At 69.5% G+C, this 19,270-nt stretch carries 17 protein-coding genes; 12 read left to right on the plus strand and 5 right to left on the minus strand.

Going from position 1 to position 19,270, the window contains the following annotated elements:
- Nucleotides 1-27: 27 nt before the first annotated feature.
- Together DAT35_RS45215 and DAT35_RS45220 are read right to left on the minus strand one after the other, a co-directional pair.
- Nucleotides 28-555 (minus strand): hypothetical protein, encoded by a 528-nt coding sequence (locus DAT35_RS45215; RefSeq protein ID WP_108075551.1) that lies wholly within the window; start codon nt 553-555, stop codon nt 28-30.
- A 6-nt stretch (nt 556-561) separates the two neighbouring features.
- Complete coding sequence (locus tag DAT35_RS45220) at nt 562-2,112, minus strand: ChaN family lipoprotein (protein WP_108075552.1); 1,551 nt, start codon at nt 2,110-2,112, stop codon at nt 562-564.
- Nucleotides 2,113-2,220: 108 nt separating this feature from the next.
- Here DAT35_RS45220 and DAT35_RS45225 point away from each other — a divergent pair, with 108 nt between their 5' ends.
- Complete coding sequence (locus tag DAT35_RS45225; RefSeq protein ID WP_108075553.1) at nt 2,221-5,079, plus strand: TonB-dependent receptor domain-containing protein; 2,859 nt, start codon at nt 2,221-2,223, stop codon at nt 5,077-5,079.
- The gene (locus tag DAT35_RS45230) at nt 5,079-5,915 is read left to right on the plus strand and encodes a 5'-nucleotidase C-terminal domain-containing protein (protein WP_108075554.1); all 837 of its coding nucleotides are present in this window, start codon (nt 5,079-5,081) and stop codon (nt 5,913-5,915) included. The genes DAT35_RS45225 and DAT35_RS45230 overlap by 1 nt, the downstream gene beginning before the upstream one ends.
- Before the next feature lie 21 nt (nt 5,916-5,936).
- Here DAT35_RS45230 and DAT35_RS45235 read toward each other — a convergent pair whose 3' ends face one another.
- Complete coding sequence (locus DAT35_RS45235; protein ID WP_108075555.1) at nt 5,937-6,155, minus strand: TIGR04563 family protein; 219 nt, start codon at nt 6,153-6,155, stop codon at nt 5,937-5,939.
- Nucleotides 6,156-6,160: 5 nt separating this feature from the next.
- The gene (locus DAT35_RS45240; protein ID WP_002628981.1) at nt 6,161-6,373 is read right to left on the minus strand and encodes a TIGR04563 family protein; all 213 of its coding nucleotides are present in this window, start codon (nt 6,371-6,373) and stop codon (nt 6,161-6,163) included.
- A gap of 448 nt (nt 6,374-6,821) precedes the next feature.
- Between DAT35_RS45240 and tilS the strand changes: the two genes are divergently transcribed.
- The 9 genes from tilS to DAT35_RS45285 all read left to right on the plus strand — a co-directional run bounded on the left by tilS (nt 6,822) and on the right by DAT35_RS45285 (nt 17,074).
- Nucleotides 6,822-8,192, plus strand: a complete 1,371-nt coding sequence (gene tilS / locus DAT35_RS45245) for a tRNA lysidine(34) synthetase TilS (protein ID WP_108075556.1) — start codon at nt 6,822-6,824, stop codon at nt 8,190-8,192.
- A gap of 180 nt (nt 8,193-8,372) precedes the next feature.
- Nucleotides 8,373-10,292 carry an ATP-dependent zinc metalloprotease FtsH gene (gene ftsH, locus DAT35_RS45250; RefSeq protein ID WP_108075557.1) on the plus strand — a complete coding sequence of 640 codons (1,920 nt, stop codon included), beginning with the start codon at nt 8,373-8,375 and terminating at the stop codon, nt 10,290-10,292.
- 85 nt (nt 10,293-10,377) lie between these two features.
- The gene (folP, locus tag DAT35_RS45255) at nt 10,378-11,634 is read left to right on the plus strand and encodes a dihydropteroate synthase (protein ID WP_108075558.1); all 1,257 of its coding nucleotides are present in this window, start codon (nt 10,378-10,380) and stop codon (nt 11,632-11,634) included.
- Between the two features lie 192 nt (nt 11,635-11,826).
- On the plus strand, nt 11,827-13,221 hold the full coding sequence (gene glmM, locus DAT35_RS45260) for a phosphoglucosamine mutase (protein WP_108075559.1): 1,395 nt from the start codon (nt 11,827-11,829) through the stop codon (nt 13,219-13,221).
- An 81-nt stretch (nt 13,222-13,302) separates the two neighbouring features.
- Nucleotides 13,303-14,028: a pyridoxine 5'-phosphate synthase gene (locus tag DAT35_RS45265; protein WP_108075560.1), complete on the plus strand. Its 726-nt coding sequence runs from the start codon at nt 13,303-13,305 to the stop codon at nt 14,026-14,028.
- A 6-nt stretch (nt 14,029-14,034) separates the two neighbouring features.
- A complete protein-coding gene (gene acpS, locus DAT35_RS45270; RefSeq protein WP_108075561.1) occupies nt 14,035-14,412 on the plus strand; it encodes a holo-ACP synthase in 378 nt (125 codons plus the stop codon).
- 3 nt (nt 14,413-14,415) lie between these two features.
- Nucleotides 14,416-15,948, plus strand: a complete 1,533-nt coding sequence (locus tag DAT35_RS45275) for an NAD(P)H-hydrate dehydratase (protein WP_108075562.1) — start codon at nt 14,416-14,418, stop codon at nt 15,946-15,948.
- Nucleotides 15,945-16,430: a tRNA (adenosine(37)-N6)-threonylcarbamoyltransferase complex ATPase subunit type 1 TsaE gene (gene tsaE, locus DAT35_RS45280; protein WP_108075563.1), complete on the plus strand. Its 486-nt coding sequence runs from the start codon at nt 15,945-15,947 to the stop codon at nt 16,428-16,430. The genes DAT35_RS45275 and tsaE overlap by 4 nt, the downstream gene beginning before the upstream one ends.
- Complete coding sequence (locus tag DAT35_RS45285) at nt 16,430-17,074, plus strand: YigZ family protein (protein ID WP_108075564.1); 645 nt, start codon at nt 16,430-16,432, stop codon at nt 17,072-17,074. The genes tsaE and DAT35_RS45285 overlap by 1 nt, the downstream gene beginning before the upstream one ends.
- Nucleotides 17,075-17,101: 27 nt before the next feature.
- On the opposite strand, the gene DAT35_RS45290 is transcribed toward DAT35_RS45285, so the two are convergent.
- Entirely contained in the window at nt 17,102-18,088 is a 987-nt protein-coding gene (locus DAT35_RS45290; RefSeq protein ID WP_108075565.1) for a zinc-binding alcohol dehydrogenase family protein, read from the minus strand.
- Nucleotides 18,089-18,213: 125 nt separating this feature from the next.
- On the opposite strand from DAT35_RS45290, the gene DAT35_RS45295 reads away from it, so the two are divergent.
- On the plus strand, nt 18,214-19,149 hold the full coding sequence (locus DAT35_RS45295) for a LysR family transcriptional regulator (RefSeq protein ID WP_108075566.1): 936 nt from the start codon (nt 18,214-18,216) through the stop codon (nt 19,147-19,149).
- Nucleotides 19,150-19,270: the final 121 nt, after the last annotated feature.

A 19,270-nucleotide genomic window follows, 5' to 3' on the forward strand; every position in this document is an offset into this window, starting at 1 on the left:
GTCCGCGCGGCGTCTGGGATTGAGAGGCTACGCCCGGTCCATCCGCTCAAAGCGCTGGAACAGCCGGAGCGACGCCAGGTCGAGCGCGGAGATGAAGTGGGCACCCCGGACGATGATCTCCGAGGGGCCGGAGACGGAGTAGAGGGCCTCCCAGGCGAAGCCGGGGCCGACGAAGCACCAACTGTCCCCATCGGGCAGCAGCCCCACCCACCACGCGGGCATCACGTAGTGCTTGTAGCCCCAGAGCCGGTCGCGGCTCAGGCCCTCCTCGAAGCGCACGTGGTGATGGAAGAGAAGGGGTGGGTGGTGGTCCTCGGGATCCACGACGGAGACATGCGCTTCCGGGGGCACGAGCTTCCGGAACGCGTCGAGCACCCGCTGCTGGAGCTCGATGATCTCGTCGGCCAGCGCCTCGTCGTAGGGGCCGAAGCCCTCCGGGATGAGGTAGCGCACCACGTCGCCGCCGTCCTCCCGCTGTAGCGTCTCCAGCACTGTCAGTGCAGGCGCGACCGCCGGGTCATCGAAGTCGAGCTGATTCCAGGCCCTGGCTTTCATGTGTCGTCACCGGGACAGGCGGCGGACCCACTCGAAGTATGTGGCCCGCGGGTCCTCCAGCGGTTCCCGGAACAGCGCCCGCAGGTCCGCCCGGTCCACCTGGTCTCCGTCGAAGCCACGATAGAGCGCGTCTCCGAGCAGGTAGCCCAGCGCGTGGCTGACGCCGTGGAAGAGCCGGTCCTTGCGCAGGGGCAGCAGCTTCACCGCCTCGTCCGGCACCTCCACCTCCGCCGCCTTGTGCGCCAGCACGAACGCGGCGATCTGCCGCTCCACGCCCCGCGCCTCGGCGAAGCGCAGCGCCCACTCGCCGGGCCCCAGGCAACTGCGCCGCGGGTTCACCAGCTTCGAGCCGAAGAACCCCAGCGCCTCTTCCAGGCACCGCGCGTAGAACGCATCCGAGGCCCGTCGCGGCATCTCCATCGCGTCTCCCACCGCGCAGTGCCGCACGAAGTGCGCCGCCTCCTCGGCCGCGTGGTTCAGTGACAGGGACGCCAGATACGCCGTCCGCGCCCGGGGGATGTAACAGCTCTCCCGCGACAGGATGTGCCGCCGAAGTTGCAGCAGCTCTCCCTGGGTGAAGCGGCCCCGCTGCTGGATGCGCACCAGCGAGTCCTCGTCCGCCGCCGTGACCACCTCCACCTCGTCCAGCCACCGGCCCACCGGCACTCCCGCCAGCCGGCCGATGAGGCTCGCCATCTCCCGGAAGCGCTCGGCCGCGCTCCGCTCCCGCAGGGGCGAGTCACCGGACTCCGCCTCCAGATAGTCCAGGAAGCTCTGCTGGCACACCACTGGCGAGGCGTTCAGCAGGCACAGCGCTCCGTCCAGCAACTCCACCGCTTGCGCCATGCCCACCTTGCCCTCGCGGGCGAGCCGCCAGTACACGCCCTCGGCGTTCTGGTACACGACCACTCCGCGCAGCCCGTGTCCCTCGCCGAGCGCCCGCTCCACCTGTGCCGGGAGGTGGCAGGGTGCCACGTGGTACTGGCCCACCAGCACCATCACCCGAGGCCTGTCCTCCGCCCGCACCGCCCGGGCGATCCGCTCCGCCGCGTAGGCGTCCCGCAGCTCCAGGGAGCGCTCGCCCTGGGCGCGCCGGTCGATGCCCACCACCTCCAGCCGGTGGCGCTTCGCGTAGGCCAGCAGTGTGCGCAGGCCCGACCAGGCTCCCTGGCTCGTGCTTTGTCCCAGGCGGGCGAACAGCGCGCGCTCCGTGAGGCGCCCCGCGAGCCAGGCATCCACCGCCGCCTGGTGCCGGCCCTCCACGCACTCGAGCGCCAGCACCACCCGGCGGTTCGTCTCCCGCACACCCTCGACCAGCTCCAGGTACGTCTCCTGGGCCAGCGGCAGCGTGTGGTAGTCGCCCACGTACACCACGTCCGCCGCCTGCACCCGCTGGGACACCGCCGACGCCGGTAGCACCCGCTGGTATTCGGAGGTGCGCCGGCGGTAGCGGGCCTCGTAGGTCCGGAAGGCCGCCGAGTGCCCCTCGATGACCCGGGCAATCTGGGCCTTCTGACGGCGGAACAGGGCGAGGTGGAGGGCGAGCGACGCGCGCATGGGCGATCACAACTCGCATGCGCCCGCCAGCCCGGCAAAAATTCGGCGCTTCGGCCACCCCCCTTGCCTTGACGCGCCGGACCCCTCGGAGGACCATCCGGTCTACCCGTGAAGTCCGTCCTTTCGAGCCCCCGCTCCGTCTTCCTCGCTCTCGTGCTTCTCGCGGCGCTGCCCGTCAACGCCCAGGAGCAGTCGTCCCTGCTCCACAACGCGCCCGCGCGGGCCGAGCCGGGAACGGCGCTCGTGATCGACGGCGTCCTCTCCGGAACGCAGCGCATCACGCGCATGGTCGTCCGCTACCGCGGGCCCGGCGAGCCGTTCTCCGAGGCGCCCATGGAGCTGCAGTACGGCGACCTCTACCGGGGCGTCATCCCGGCCACGAGCCTCGTTCCACCGGGCGTGGAGTACTACGTGGAGGGTTTCACTCCCAGTGGGGAGCGCGTGCCCCTCTTCAAGAGCGCCACGCGTCCGGCTCGCGTCGTCATCGTGGGTCAGGTCCCCACGACGCGGGCCCCGCTCGCCACGTCACGGCCCACCGCGGAGCCCGTTGCCCAGGCGGAGCCCCCCTCGAAGCCCGAGCGCAGGTCCGAGCCCGGCAGGAGGGGGGAGCCGGCTTCGAGACGCGAACCCCCTTCGAAGAGCGAACCGGTTCCACCGCCTCCAAAGGTTGAGTCGGCCCCGAAGGTTGAGCGCAGACCCGAGCCCGCCCGGAAGTCCGAGTCCGATGATGCGATGGCGGCCCTGACGGCCGATGTGCCCGCGGAGGCCGAGCCCGCCGCCACGCACCCGGCCCCCACTCGGCCCGTCCGGTCCCCCGAGCCCGCTGCGCCCGAACCGGAGCGCTCGCAAATGGAGGAGGATCTCGCCCTCTACACCGCCGAGGACACGCTGGCGCTCGCCACCCGGCACGAGGAGACGGTGAAGAAGGTGCCCGCCATCGCCGCCTCGTTCGGGCGCGATCAGATCCGGGCGCTCGGAGCGCGCACGGTGGCGGACGTGCTGGACGTGGTGCCCGGCCTCACCATCAGCCGCGACGTGCAGGGCTTCTACCGCGTCGCCGTCCGCGGCCTGCGCAACGACGCCGAGGTGCTCTTCCTCCTCAATGGCCAGCGGCTCAACAGCTTCTTCGATGGCAAGGCCCTGATGAACCTGCCGGTGGAGAACCTCGAGCGCATCGAGGTCATCCGCGGGCCCGGCTCGGCGCTGTACGGCGCGGGTGCCTTCCTGGGCGTGGTGAACATCGTCACCCAGCGCGCCGAGGGCCTGCGCGCCGCCATCTCAGGTGGAGGCTTCCCCGAGCTCGAAGGGAAGCTCGCGACCACCTTCGATGGCCATGCCTCCGGGGCCCACAACTTCGGTGGCTTCAAGCTCTTTGGAGACGCGGACGTCTGGTACCAGAAGGGGGACTCGTCTCCCGTCGAGAAGGACGCACTCGACGCGGAGACGCTCGCCCAGAAGATGCGCGATCCGTTGGATCCCGTCGGCTACACCCAGGACGATCGCTTCCTGCTCAACGTGGGTCTGGGGTTCGACTACGAGCTGTCGCCCAAGAACCACTTCTCTGTCTCCACACGGGTGATCTCCGAGAGCCGTGCCGCCCTGGTGGGCCTCTTCGACACGGTGGGCCCGGGCTCGCGGCTGGGGTGGCAGGTGTTCCAGGGCAACGCCTCCTACGAGCACGCGCTGAGCGACCGGGTGCGCCTGCGCGCCCGCCTCTATGGGGATTATCAGCACACGGATCGGCTCTTCCAGATCGGCCCGGACGACTTCCGCACCGGCCCCGATGCGGACCAGCTCTTCCCCGACGGCATGCTCGAGCAGACGCGCGTCTCCGTGCTCTCGCTCGGCGCCAGCGTGGACTCGGACATCACCCTCTTCGAGGGCAACCGCCTCTCGCTCGGTGCCGTGACCGAGCTGCAGACGCTGGGCGCCTACAGCTACGAGACCAACTACACCCTCGACAGCCGGCTCCGGCCCGGGCTGACCACGCCGGAGGGGCTGGTGGACATCGTGAGCCTCGCGGATGGCGCGGCCTCGCGGCGGTTGTCGCTCGGTATCTCCGCGCAGGACCAGTGGACGGTGGTGGAGCCGCTCACGCTCACCTTCGGCGTGCGCCTGGACGCCACCCAGCTGCCGTCCGTAAATGACACCAACGCCATCATCGGCAGCCGGCTGGTCCCGAGCATCAACCCCCGGGTGGGGCTCGTCTTCTCGGCCAGCGACTCGCTCGTCCTCAAGCTGCTCTATGGCCGCGCCTTCCGTCCGCCCACGCTCCAGGAGCTGGTGGAGGCCATCCCCGACACCGACTACAACCAGGGGCGGTTCGAGGGGAACGCGGCCTTGCAGCCCGCCGTGGTGAACACGCTCGAGGCGGGCGCGGACCTCATCCAGGCCGCGGGGGATGCGCGCGTGCGCCTGCGCGGCAACGCCTTCTTCGAGAGCTTCTCCAACCCCATCATGGCGGTGGACACCTCGGGCAACATCGTCCCGGTGCGCAACCGCGAGCTGGGAGTCATCGTCTACGGCGTGGAGGGCGAGGCCCGCCTGGAGGCCTCCAAGCGCGCCAACGCCTGGGTCAACGCCAGCGTCTTCCGCGCCGAGGACCAGGAGCTGCCGGCCAACCACAAGTACCTCACCGACATCCCCCAGGCGCGCTTCAACGCCGGCGTGTCCATGCCCATCGGGGACTACATCAACTTCGATCTGGTGGTGCGCGCGGGCGCCGAGCGGCGCAACAACACCCGCTCCGTGCTGGAGCTCATCCGCCGCTACAAGATTCCCGCCTACAGCCTCATCACCGCGCAGGTGCGCACCGAGCCCATCGCCGAGCGCTTCGAGCTGGCCTTCGTGGTGCAGAACCTCTTCGACTCCGACCTGCGCGATGATGTCCCCCGGCCGGACCGCATGTCCGGCCTCCTCCCCCGAGAGGGCGTCTCCGCCTTCCTCACCCTGAGGGCCCGCAACTGATGTCCCGCACGCTCACCGCCGCCCTCCTCGCCGCCGCCCTCGCGCCGGGCTTCGGCTGCATCCAGTACAACGACCAGTGCCGGCCGCTGGTGGATGATCCGGATGCCATCCTCGGCTACCTGGGCGAGGACGTCTTCCTCGACAAGCCCTATGCACGCCATGGCAACCACGCGCTCGGCCAGCTCGCCGCGGACGCCTTCCGGCATGCCACGGACAGCACCCGGACGCCCGCGGAGCTCGGCATCATCAACGGGGGCTCGCTGCGCGCCGAGGGCCTGTGCGTCACCCGAACCGTCATCCCCAAGGGCCCGCTCAAGAACGGCCTGCTGCACGAGGTCCTCCTCTTCGAGAACTCCGTGGTGACGGTGGACCTCACCGAGCAGCAACTGGTGGCCATGTTCGAGCACTCGGTGGAGGCGCTGACCCCGCAGGGCCAGGCCATCGTCTCGCCGTCCGGCGCCTTCCTGCACGTGTCCCAGGGCACCTCGCTGCGCGTGGACTGCGAGCGCCCCGCGGGCAACCGGGTGGTGGAACTGAAGGTGAACGAGCGCACGGTGCCACTGCCGCCGCGCACGGATGCGAGCATCCGCTACCGCGTGGCCATGCCCGACTTCCTTCTGGGGGGAGGGGATGGCTACGGCACCATCTTCAAGGACGCGGCCAAGGACCTGTCTCGCAACCCCGTCACGGCGACGGCGGCCGACGGCAAGGCCACGGACGCCAACCTCACCGAGGCCTATATGCGGGTGAACTACCCGTCGGAGACCCAGGCCTTGCGGGAGGCTGGTCGCGTCGTCTTCGTCAACTGCGCCCAGCCCGGCCGGCCCGTGCAGTAGGGCCGGCCAAGAGGGCGTCTGTCAGGACTGTGTGCCGTCAGTCCCGTTGGGCTGGGTCGGCGTGGGGCCGAAGACGTCGTTGGGCGATGGCATCTTGCGTAACTCGCCGCGAGCCACCTTCCAAGCCTGCTGGACGATCCACGAGAGCGAGCGGTCCTGCCGCGTCGCCTCGCGCTGGATTTCGTCCAGCATGTCTTCGGGGAAGTAGAGGGATTGTTTTCGATGATCTGTGGCGGCCATGAAGTTCAGGACCTCCCTTCTTCACGGGGGTCCTGTCGCTCGTCACCCGTCACGTCGTTCACCGCAGGGAACGACTTGATTCGGTCACGAGCGATCTTCCAGGCCTGTTGCACGACCCACGAGAGCGAACGATCCTGGCGGTTGGCCTCCTCCTGGATCTCCTTCAGCATCTCCTCGGGGAAGTAGAGGGACTGCTTGCGCTTGTCGGTGCCTGCCATCCTGGATCTCCGGAGCGGATACGAGGTGACGACCTGAACACACCGGAGCGGTTATCCGACAGACGCCCCGTTGGGTCAACGGTTTAGGAGTACTCCCGCACCGTATGCAGCCGTGCATGCATCATCCGCGAAAAAAGCGCGCAAAAGAAAACGCCCCGGGTCCTTGCCAAAAAGGACCCGGGGCGTTCCCGGAAAGAAGGACCGCCAGGACTCATCCCGGCGGCCCCGTGGGCCCAGAGGGGGAGGGGGGGGACCCCTAGGCCCAACTCCGTCGAAAATCCACGTTCAAAACAGGCTGTGTCGCGCGACCATTTCCCCCGCCATCTTTTCCCCGACCCTCCCGTCCCTCGCGACCTGCGTGACGATCATAAGAATCGTCTTCGGCCCCTTCAACCGGCCGCATCCGGTGTAACCGGACTCACCAGATTCTGATTCCTTCCCCTGTTCAATGCCCTCCATTGGAGATGTGAGCGTCCTGTTTTCGACGGCCCTGGAAGCGGCCTACCGCCATTTCGGGCTGGTGGGTGGCTCCGTGCTGCTGGCCGTGTCCGGGGGAGCGGACTCGACCGCGCTCCTCGTGGGGACCGCGCGGGTGCGCGAGGCGCTCTCCCTGCGGGTGGAGGTGGCCACGCTGGATCATGGCTTGAGGCCCGAGGCCCAGCAGGAGGTGCTGGCGGTTGCCCGGCTGGCCGCCCGCTGGGCGATGCCCTTTCATGTACGCGCGTTGCATCTGTCACCCGGTTCCGGAGTGGAGGCCCGGGCGCGCGAGGCCCGCTACGCGGCGCTGGAGGAGCTGCGGCGCGAGCGCGGTCTCCAGGTGGTGGCCACGGCGCATACGGCCTCGGACCAGGCGGAGACGCTCCTCATGCGCCTGGTGCGTGGCACCGCCCTGAGAGGGGCTGCTGGCATCCATCAGGCCAGGCCCTTCCTTGTCCGCCCGCTCATCGAGCGCACGCGCGAAGAGGTGGAGGCCTTCCTGGCGGAGCAGGGGGTCTTCTTCACGACAGATCCCATGAACGTGGACCCGGCCTTCCTCCGGACGCGCATCCGCTATGAGGTGCTGCCGAGGCTCGAGCGCGCGGCGGGCTTCCCGGTGGTGCGGCACCTGGCCGCCTTCGCCCGCCTGGCCGCCGAGGACGAGGCCCTGCTGGGGACACTGGCGGATGGGGCCTGGGGCCGGCTCGTCCTTCCGGACGGGAGTCTGGACGTGGTGGGGGTGCGCGCCCTCGAGCCGCCCCTGCGCCGCCGGGTGCTGGCGCGGCTCCTGTCCGAAGCCGGCGCGGAGGTGGATGATGCCTCGCTCGCCCGGGTCATGCGCGCCGTGGAGACGGGCCGGGCCGTGACGCTCCGGGGAGGACACTCGCCCGGGGGTCTTCAGCTGCGGACCACGGGGGGGCGCGTCCGGTGCGTGCGTCCCGAGCCGCCCGGGGAGCCGCCCGCGGCCCTGGTGCTGGCGGGCGAGGGGGCCTCCGGACTCCAACCCGGCACGGGCTGGGCCTTCCGCGTGGAGCCGGGGTCTCCCCCTCCGGGGATTCTGGGCCTGCCGCTGCCGGAGGGGACGCGCTGGCCGCTGACGGTGCGGACGCGGCGGCCCGGGGACCGGGTGAGGGGGCCCGCGGGCTCCCGGAAGCTGCAGGACGTCCTGGTGGACCGGCGCATCCCCGCCGAGCGCCGGGACGCACTCCCCGTGGTGACGGACGCCGGGGGAGGGGTGCTCTGGGTGCCGGGGGTCTGGAATTCAACGGCCGCGGGCGCTGTACGGCTCTTTCTGTGGGCCCACCCTCCGGTCGCGAGCACGCCCGGTACCCGTCCGTTATAGAGTCGACCACTGCGGAAGTGGTTGGGGCTGGAACCCCCAAAATAGTTGAGGCGTTTTTGCTGTTGCTGATACCGTCCGATCAACGGGCAACACGCCCGGTGTCGTGACAAACGGTCGAAACTGCTGGGCATTTTTCGGCCGTGCCCTCATACCGCCGAGCACCGAAAGGGCAGCTGACACGTGCGTTCGACTTACAAGACCATTGGCCTCTGGGTCATCCTGATCGTCCTCTTCGTCGCCTTCTACAACTTCTTCTCCACGGGCAGCGACCAGGTGCAGGAGCCGACCTTCACCCAGTTCCTGGCCAAGGTGGAGGACCGCAAGGTCCAGGCCGTCTCGGTCAAGGGGAACACCTACTCGGGCGTCTTCACCGACACCGACGAGAAGTTCCGGACCACGGGTCCCGAGGCGGATGCCGCCGTCCTCGAGCAGCTTCGCAAGAACAATGTGGACGTGAAGTACGAGCGGGAGGAGCAGAACAGCCTCTGGCTCACCATCCTCGGCCAGTGGATGCCGGTCGTCTTCCTGTTCCTCTTCTTCATCTTCTTCATGCGCCAGCTCCAGGGCGGCAGCGGCAAGGCGATGACCTTCGGCAAGTCGAAGGCGCGGCTGCTCAACGAGAGCCACAACAAGGTCACCTTCGCGGACGTGGCCGGCGCCGACGAGTGCAAGGAGGAGCTCGAGGAGATCGTCGCGTTCCTCAAGGACCCGAAGAAGTTCACCAAGCTGGGCGGCCGCATCCCCAAGGGCGTGCTGATGATGGGCCCTCCGGGTACCGGCAAGACGCTGCTGGCCCGCGCGGTGGCCGGTGAGGCCGGCGTGCCCTTCTTCTCCATCTCCGGCTCGGACTTCGTGGAGATGTTCGTGGGCGTGGGCGCCAGCCGCGTGCGCGACCTGTTCGAGCAGGGCAAGAAGAACGCCCCCTGCATCATCTTCATCGACGAGATCGACGCCGTGGGCCGTCACCGTGGCGCGGGCCTTGGCGGTGGTCATGACGAGCGCGAGCAGACGCTCAACCAGCTCCTGGTGGAGATGGACGGCTTCGAGTCCAACGAGGGCGTCATCCTCATCGCCGCCACCAACCGTCCGGACGTGTTGGACCCCGCGCTCCAGCGCCCGGGCCGCTTCGACCGGCGCATTGTGGTGCCGCGCCCCGACCTGAAGGGCCGCCTGGGCGTGCTCAAGGTGCACACCCGCCGCGTGCCGCTGGCTCCGGAAGTGGACCTCGAGGTCATCGCCCGCGGTACTCCGGGCATGACGGGCGCGGACCTGGAGAACCTGGTCAACGAGTCGGCGCTGATGGCCGCCCGCCAGAACAAGGAGCGCGTGGACCTCAGCGACTTCGAGCAGGCCAAGGACAAGGTCTTCATGGGCCCCGAGCGCAAGTCCATGATCATGACCGAGAAGGAGAAGCGGAACACCGCCGTCCACGAGGCCGGCCACGCCCTCATCGCCAAGCTGCTGCCGGGCTGCGATCCGCTCCACAAGGTCACCATCATCCCGCGCGGCCAGGCCCTGGGTCTCACCTGGAGCCTGCCCACCGAGGACAAGGTCAACGGGTACAAGAAGCAGATCCTCGATCAGATCACCATGGCCATGGGCGGCCGCATCGCCGAGGAGCTGATCTTCAACGAGATGAGCTCCGGTGCCTCCAACGACATCGAGCGCGCCACCGAGACGGCTCGCGCCATGGTGTGCCGCTGGGGCATGAGCGAGAAGATGGGCCCCCTGTCCTTCGGCAAGAGCGACGGTGAGGTGTTCCTCGGCCGCGACTTCAACTCGTCCAAGGACTACTCCGAGGACACCGCGCGGCAGATCGACGCCGAGGTGCGTAGCATCGTCATGGGCTGCTACGAGAACGGCAAGCGCGTGCTGACCGAGCACCTCGAGGGCCTCAAGCGCGTGGCCGATGCGCTGGTGGAGTACGAGACCCTGGACGCCGAGGACGTGAACATCCTCCTGCAGGGCGGCCAGCTCACCCGCGAGCGTCCGCCTCCCCGCGTCGTGGCCCCGCCGACCAAGTCCACCGAGAAGAAGGACAAGCGGAAGATCCTCGACGCTCTCGAGGGGCTCCCCAACATGGAGCCGAACAAGGCTTAGTCCGCGCCTCGTCTCCGGGTAGAACCCAGGCCCTCTCCACCGACCGTGGGGAGGGCCTTTTTGCTAGGGAGCCTCGCAGCCCGACATGATTCGCGCCCGCCCGGTCCGCGTGGACCGACCCACCGACCTCGAGCCCGCCTTCCTCCGCATGGGGCTGCCCACGCCCGCCCGCGAGTACCTGCTGGAGAAGCTGCCCGCGCTCCACGTGCTGCTCACCGGCCTGGAGCGCGAGCAGGGCCGCTTCCTCGCCGGGCTCTTCTCCGCCTCCGAGGCGCCCGGGCGCGAGGAGTTCCCCTCGTGGGTGGCGGGGGATCAGCGCACGCGGCCCGGCACGGGGCTGCTCTCCGGACGCAAGGACCAGTTCGAGCGCGTGGTGGCCGAGGCGAAGGCCCGGCCGGAGCTGACGGGGCTGGCCGAGGCGCTGGCGCGCGTGCTGGAGGTCTCGAGGCCGCCGGCCCCCCTGGTGCTGGGCGGGCGCACCTTCACCTTCGGGACGCGCACGTACGTCATGGGTGTGGTGAACGTGACGCCGGACAGCTTCTCGGACGGTGGGCGCTTCTTCGACACCGAGGCCGCCGTGGCCCACGGGTTGCGGCTCGCCGAGGCCGGCGCGGACGTGCTGGACGTGGGCGGTGAGTCCACCCGGCCCGGCTCGCCCCCCGTGCCCGCCGAGGAGGAGGTGGCGCGCGTCGTTCCCGTCATCCGGGGCCTTCGGGCCCGCACGGACGTGCCCATTTCCGTGGACACCACCAAGGCGGCGGTGGCCCGCGAGGCGCTGAAGGCCGGCGCGGTGCTCGTCAACGACATCAGCGGCTTCCACTTCGACCCCGAGCTGCCCCGGGTCACCGCCGAGGCGGGCGCGGCCTGTTGTGTGATGCACATCCAGGGCACCCCCGAGACGATGCAGAAGGACCCCCACTACGAGGACGTGGTGGATGAGGTGCTGGCCTTCCTGGAGGACGGCGTGGCGCGGGCGGTGGCGGCGGGCGTCCCTCGCGAGCGGGTCCTGGTGGATCCGGGCATCGGCTTTGGTAAGACGCTCGGGCACAACCTCTTCCTGCTCCGGCGGCTCGAGGAACTGCGCGTGCTGGGGCTGCCCCTGCTGGTGGGCACCAGCCGTAAGGGCTTCCTCGGACGGCTTGCGGGGGGCAAGCCGGCGAGCGAGCGGTTGGCGGCGACGCTGGGCTCGGTGGCGGCCATGGCCGCGGCGGGGGACGCGGACTTCGTGCGCGTGCACGACGTGGCCGAGGTGAAGGACGCTCTCGCCGTGGCGGATGCCGTGCGCGCGGCCGTGGAGGGCGGGTCCCTCTATCAATCCCCACCGGGAAAGGTGCGGGGTTGAGGGAGATTCTCGCTCTGGGCGGATGTGCGAACCGGCCCGACCCACCACAGGGTAGGGCGGCCTGACTGGCCGCAAGCTTGTCCAGGGGGCTTGCACTCCCTAGCTTCGGGCGCTGTGGAGGGCGGGATATAAGCCCGCGGTTTTGGTGGACCGGTCTCGCGGCCGGCCCAGGGAAAGGTGGAGCGGCACACTATGGCGTACAGGATGAACATGCCCCCCAAGGAAGAGCGGGCGTCGCAGCGACTGTTCGGCACGGATGGCGTCCGGGGCGTCGCCAACGTCTATCCGATGACGGCGGAGGTCGCGATGCAGCTGGGCCGGGCGCTCGCGCATCTCATCCGCAACGGGCCTCACCGGCACCGCGTCATCATCGGCAAGGACACGCGCCTGTCCGGCTACATGCTGGAGCAGGCGCTCGCCGCCGGCATCATCTCCATGGGCGTGGATGTGGACCTGGTGGGCCCGCTGCCCACCCCGGGCATCGCCAACCTCACCACCTCCATGCGCGCGGACGCGGGCGCCGTCATCTCCGCCTCCCACAACCCGTATCAGGACAACGGCATCAAGTTCTTCTGGCGCGACGGCTTCAAGCTGCCGGACGAGACCGAGGCCAAGATTGAAGAGCTGGTGGCCAGCGGCGCCATCGACTCCATCCGCCCCACCGCGACCAAGATTGGCCGTGCCTTCCGCCTGGATGATGCGCGCGGGCGCTACATCGTCTTCCTCAAGACGACCTTCCCCCGCGAGCTGACGCTGGAGGGGCTGACCGTCGTCGTCGACTGCGCCAACGGCGCCGCCTACAAGACGGCTCCGGCGGTACTCGAGGAGCTGGGCGCCAAGGTGATCGCCCTGGGCGTGCAGCCGGACGGCAAGAACATCAACCACAAGTGTGGCGCGCTCTTCCCGGAGAACCTGTCGCGCGCGGTGGTGAAGCACGGGGCGCACCTGGGCATCGCGCTGGATGGTGACGCGGACCGCCTCATCGTCGTGGACGAGAAGGGCAAGGTGGTGGACGGCGACGCCATCATGGCCATCTGCACCGGCGAGCTCGTCACCCGCAAGGAGCTCAAGAAGAAGACGCTCGTCTCCACGGTGATGAGCAACATCGGCCTGGAGCGGGCGGTGTCGCGCTGGGGCGTCAAGGTGGTCCGCACCAAGGTGGGAGACCGCTACGTCGTCGAGGAGATGCGCAAGAACGGCTACAACATCGGCGGCGAGCAGAGCGGCCACCTCATCTTCCTGGACCACACCACCACGGGCGATGGCACCCTGGCCGCGCTCCAGCTCCTGGCCGTCATGTGCCGCCAGCAGAAGCCCGTGAGCGAGCTGGCCTCCATCTTCGAGCCGGTGCCGCAGACGCTCGTCAACGTGGTGGTCAAGCAGAAGCGCGAGCTGGGCGAGCTGCCCTCGGTGATGAAGGCCATCCAGGACGTGGAGAAGAAGCTGGGCAAGGAGGGCCGGGTGCTGGTGCGCTTCTCCGGCACCGAGCCCAAAGCCCGCGTCCTCATCGAGGGCACCGACGCCGCGCGCAACGAGCAGTACGCCCGGGAGATCGCCGAGGCCCTGTCCAAGGCGCTCAACGGTTGACATCCGGTCTCGGGCCGCGAAAAGAAGGGCGCGCACGGATCGGAGCTCCGGTCTGATGCGCTCGCGAGGAGAGCGGCCGAGATGGGACAGCGATTGGGTGTAAATGTGGACCACGTGGCGACGCTGCGTCAGGCGCGGCGCACCACGTATCCGGATCCGGTGACGGCGGCGGCGATGGCCGAACTGGCCGGCGCCGGGCAGATCACCATCCACCTGCGGGAGGACCGGCGCCACATCCAGGAGCGCGACCTGCGCATTCTGCGGGAGACGGTCCAGACGCTGCTCAACCTCGAGATGGCGGCCACCCAGGAAATGGTGAAGATCGCCTACGAGCACAAGCCGGACGTGGTGACGCTGGTGCCCGAGCGGCGCGAGGAGCTCACCACCGAGGGCGGGCTCGACGTGGCCGGACAGCGCGACCACATCGCGAAGATCATCAAGAACCTCAAGGACGGGGACATCCCCGTGTCGCTGTTCATCGATCCGGACCTGGACCAGGTGCGGGCGTCGCACAAGGTGGACGCGGACCGGATCGAGCTGCACACCGGGCGCTACTGCGAGGCGCGCAACGAGCGCGAGCGGGCGCGGGAGCTGGCCCGCATCGTGGACGCGGCGAAGGCGGCGGCGCGGCTGGGCATGTCGGTGGCCGCGGGCCACGGGCTCAACTACGACAACGTGCTGCCCATCGCTCGCATCCAGGAGATCGACGAGCTGAACATCGGGCACTCCATCGTCGCGCGGGCCGTGTTGGTGGGCTTCGAGCGGGCGGTGCGGGAGATGGTCGAGCTGATGCGCAACCCGGGGTAGGGCACCATGGGAATCCTCGGCCTGGGGATGGATATCTGCTCGGTGGAGCGCATCCAGCGCATCCTGGATGGACCGCGCGCCGAGCGCTTCCTCGAACGTGTGTACACGGAGGCTGAGCGCGCCCTGTGCGGTGCGAGGGCCGACGCGGCCAGTGCCTACGCGGCCCGCTTCGCCGCCAAGGAGGCCCTGGTGAAGGCGCTGGGCGCTCCGCCGGGCCTCACCTGGCAGGACATGGAGGTGGTGCGCGAGGGCGGCCCACCGCGCTTCCGCCTGTCGGGAGTGGCGCTCGAGGAGATGGAGAAGCGGCGCGCGGAGGCCCTGCTCGCGCTCACCCATGACGCGGGGGTCGCTGCCGCGACGGTGATTCTTCAGGAGAGGAGCTGAGTCATGCGCCGTGTCCTCACCGCCGCCCGCATGCGCGCGGCCGACCATGCCGCCGAGTCCCGTTTCGGCATGCCGTCCCCCCTGCTGATGGAGAACGCCGGCCGGTGGCTCGCGGACGTGGCGCGCGAGCTCGGAGCACCCGGTGCCCGGTACGTGGTGGTGTGCGGGCCTGGCAACAACGGTGGCGATGGGCTGGTGGCAGCGCGCTTCCTCCACTCCTACGGCCTGCGCGTGACGCTGGTGCTCGTGGGGGACCGGGCGAAGCTGACGACCGAGTCCAGGCGCAACCTGCGCGCGCTGGAGCCCTATGGGATTCAGCCCCAGCCGCTCGGCGCGGGGGTGGAGACGCGGGCCGGGGACGTGGTGGTGGACGCGCTCTTCGGCACGGGGCTCACCCGGGCCCCGGCAGGGGAGTTCGCCGAGGCCATCCAGCACATGCTCCGTTGGCGCTCGGAAGGGGCGAAGGTGGTGGCCGCGGACATCCCCTCGGGGCTGCACACGGATACCGGCGAGCCCTTCGAGCCTTGCGTGCAGGCGGACGTCACCGTGACCTTCGGCTTCGTCAAGCAGGGGCAGGTGCTGGAGCCCGGCGCCTCCCTGTGCGGCGAGCTGCGGTGCGTGGACATCGGCATTCCTCCCCAGGCCGTCGAGCCCAGCGAGGGCGCGGAGTTGTTCCTCGTCGAGGAGTCCGACGCGCGAGGCGCCATTCCTCCGCGCCGCTCGGATACGCACAAGGGCTCCTACGGACACGTGCTGGTGGTAGCGGGCAGCCATGGCAAGTCCGGAGCGGCGGCCATGTCCGCACTGGGCGCGCTGCGCGGCGGCGCGGGGCTCGTCACCGTGGCCACCCGCTCCGAGGTGGTGGAATCGGTGCTCGGCCATGCGCCCGAGGTGATGGGGTGGCCGCTGGAGAACCGGGGGCCGCTCGGCATGGCGGACCTGGAGCCCCTGCTCGCCGCGGCGGAGAAGAAGGACGTACTCGTCATCGGCCCCGGCATTCCCCGCGGTGAGGAGACGGCGAAGCTGCTCGGGGAGTTGCTCTCGCGCGTGGATGTGCCCACCGTGCTGGACGCGGACGCGCTCAACGCCATCGCCACGGACCTGGAGATCCTCCACCGGGCGAAGGGGCCACTGGTGCTCACTCCGCACCCGGGCGAGATGTCGCGGCTCACCGGCATGTCCACGAAGGACATCCAGAAGGCCCGCGTGAACGTGTCTCGGGAGTTCGCGCGCAAGCACGGGGTGACGCTGGTGCTCAAGGGCGCGAGGTCGCTCATCGCGCACTCCGATGGCACCGTGTACGTCAATCCCACGGGCAACCCGGGCATGGCCACCGGGGGCATGGGGGACGTGCTGAGCGGACTCGTGGGCGCCTTGCTGGGACAGGGCTTGAAGCTCCCCGAGGCCGCCTGGACGGCTGTGTACGCGCACGGGCTGTCCGCGGACCTCATGGTGGCCCGGCGGGGCCAGTTGGGGCTGATTGCCACGGACGTGGCGAAGGGACTGGGCAACGTGTGGACGAGGTGGCACCGATGAGCACTCCCTTGCTGAGCCGGACGGTGCTCTCGGGCTCGCCCGAGGAGACGCACCGGTTGGGTCTCCTGCTCGGACGACTGCTCCAGCCGGGGGACTTCGTGGGTCTGGTGGGCGACCTGGGCGCGGGCAAGACGCACCTGGTGCGCGGCGTGGCCGAGGGCGCGGGCGTATCCCGCTCGGAAGTGGCGAGCCCCACCTTCGCCATCGTCTATCCGTACCGGGGCCGGGTGCCGCTGTACCACGCGGACCTCTACCGGCTGTCCGACTACGACGAGCTATACGCCACGGGCTTCATGGACCTGGTGGGCAGCGACGGCGCGGTGCTGGTGGAGTGGCTGGATCGCATTCCGGAGGCCGCGCCCCGCGAGTTCCTGCGCGTCACCCTGAGGTATTCGGGTGAGGAGTCGCGCGAGCTGGTGGCCGAGGCCTGGGGTTCGAGGCCGACGGAACTGCTCGAGGCGTGGCTGCCCGCGGATCGCTGATGGGTGACGAGAAGCCGGGCGACGAGAAGCGCTACCTCATTCCGGCGGGTCTCCACCGGGTGGAGCAGGAGATCCAGCGAAGCCGCTTCATCACCACGGTGGCCCATACGCCGACGGTGGAGGAGGCGAAGGCTTTCGTCGCCCGCGTCCGCGAGGAGTTCGCCGATGCGAACCACAACTGCTGGGCCTACGTCGTGGGCCCGCCCGGTTCGACCGGGATGGTGGGGATGAGTGACGACGGCGAGCCACATGGGACCGCGGGCCGGCCGATGCTCACGGCGTTGCTCCACGGAGGGGTAGGGGACGTCGCCGCGGTCGTCACCCGCTACTTCGGTGGCGCCTTGCTGGGCAAGGGCGGGCTGGTGAGGGCCTACACCGGTTGCGTCCAACAGGCGCTCGAGAGCCTCCCCACCCTCGAGCGCGTACGCAAGACCCGCCTCGCCGTCGAGCTGGAGTACGCGAGCATCGACATTGTGCGCCGGTTGTTCGCTGCCCACGAGGTCCAGGTCGTGTCCGAGGAGTACGCGGCCACCGTGGGCTACCGGCTGGAGCTTCCTGTCACCCGGGTGGACGCATTCAGGACCGCGCTCCTCGATGCCACCAACGGGCAGGTATTGGTCGAGGTCGAGGAGCCCGAGGATTGATGTCCAGGGTCCGAAGCATCGGGGGATCTACAGGCGGAAGGCGAGCTTGCCCACCATGCGGCCGGAGGCGACGGTCCGATGTGCCTCGGCGAGCGCGTTGGGCTCCAGCGCGCCCGCGTCCACCGTCAGGGTCGAGGTGAGTACGCCCTCGTCCAACAGATCGGCCACGCGGTCGAGGATGGTCTGCTGGGAGCTCAGGTCCGGCGTCTTGTACATCGACTTGGAGAACATGAACTCCCACGAGAAGCGCGCCCTCTTGCTGAAGAGCTTCCCCATCGGCAGGGGCTGCTCCGGCTCGACGATGGACACGATGCGTCCGTGGGGAGCGATCAACTCCGCCATCGCCTCGAAGTGCGCGTCCGTGCCGACGCAGCAGAAGATGGAGTCCACGTTCTTCAGACCGAGCGCCGCGAGCTGCGCGGGCAGGTTCTCACGGTGGTTCACCACGTGGTCCGCCCCCATCTTCTCCACCCACTCGCGGGTGTTGTCGCGGGAGGCCGTGCCAATGACGGTCATCTTCGACACCCGCTTCGCCATCTGCACGGCGAGCGACCCGACACCTCCGGCCGCGCCGATGACGAGGAGGGTGCCGCCCTCCTTGACGTCGAGCTGCTCGTACAGGCCCTCCCAAGCCGTGAGCGCCGTGAGGGGGATGCTCGCGGCGTGGAGGTGGTCCAGCTTGCGCGGCTTGTGGCCGGCGATGCGCTCGTCCACCAGGTGCAGCGAGGCGTTCGTGCCCTCCCGGGTGATGTCCCCGGCGTAGAAGACCTCGTCTCCCACGCGGAAGCGCTTCACCTCGGGGCCTCGCGCGACGACGACGCCCGAGGCATCCCAGCCGAGAACCCGGCCCGGACGCTTCGCGCGCACCTTGGTGTCGACCGGGTTGACGGAGACCGCCTTGACCTCGACCAGCAGATCATACGGACCGGGGGTGGGGACCTCGCGCTCGACGGACTCGAACCGGTTCGTATCGCTGGGGCTGACGATGAGGGCTCTCTGGGTGGTAGGGGCCATGGGGCTCTTTCTCTTGGGAAGACGGTGGCGCTCGAGGCCGGTGCCTCGATGACTTTTGATTTGCATCGTTCCCTGGAGATGAAAAAGGCTCCTCGCGGACGAGGACTCTTGACGGGAATTCACGAATGCTGGAGCACCGCGAGGCCATCACAGGGATGTCCGTATTGGTCGCCGTCGTCGACGCCGGCTCGCTCACCGCCGCGGCGGCGAGGCTGGGCATGACGTCTTCCGCGGTGAGCAAGCAGGTGTCGAGGCTCGAAGCCCGGCTGGGCACCCGGCTGCTCCAGCGCACCACGCGCCGCATGCAGCTCACCGAGGCAGGTGCTCGCTACTGTGAGCGCGCTCGCTCCATCCTGGAGTCCATCGAGTCCGTCGAGCGCGAGGCGGAGAGCGTCCCGGAGTCGCCGCATGGCACGCTGCGCGTCACCGCGCCGACGGTGCTCGGCCAGGTCCAGGTCATGCCGGTGGTGCTCGCCTTCCAACAGAAGCACCCCGCCGTGAAGGTCCACGTCGAGCTCTCGGATCGCCGGTTCGACCTCATCGAAGAGGGCATCGACGTGGCCATCCGCATCACCGCGCATCCTCCTCCGGCCTTCGTGGCCCGCAGGCTCGCGGATGACCGGCGCGTGCTCTGCGCCAGTCCCGGCTACCTCGCTCGGGCGGGCCGCCCCCGCCGCCCCGCGGAGCTCGCGAATCACGAGTGCATCGTGTTCGTCGCGGGTCAGCCGGCGGAGACCTGGAACCTGCGCGCTACAGAGGACGCGGAGCACGCCACCCCCATCCGCATCGCGGGCCGGTTGCACGTCAACAACACCCTCGCGTTGAGGCAGGCCTCGCTCGCGGGGCTCGGGATTGCCGATCTGCCTCGCTACCTCGTCGAGGAGGATCTCGCGGCCGGGCGGCTCGAATCGGTGCTCGAGCGCTTCATCCCGGTGGGTCGCGGGGTGTTCGCCATCTACGCGCCCTCACCCTACGTTCCGGCCAGGGTGCGCGGCTTCATCGAGATGCTGGAAGAAACTTTCCAGCCAGGCCGTCCCCATGTCCGGCCGAGAAAGCGCTGAGGCCGGGACTCCGGCGTCACGAGTTCGTGAATCGCTGAGTGGCCAACATCGTAAGGTCCCCTCTCACCCTGGGAGAGGACAGGCGTGAGGGTCGTCCTCCCGCTTGCTCTCCAGTGACGTT

This window comes from Vitiosangium sp. GDMCC 1.1324 (assembly GCF_003044305.1).
Lineage (GTDB): Bacteria > Myxococcota > Myxococcia > Myxococcales > Myxococcaceae > Archangium.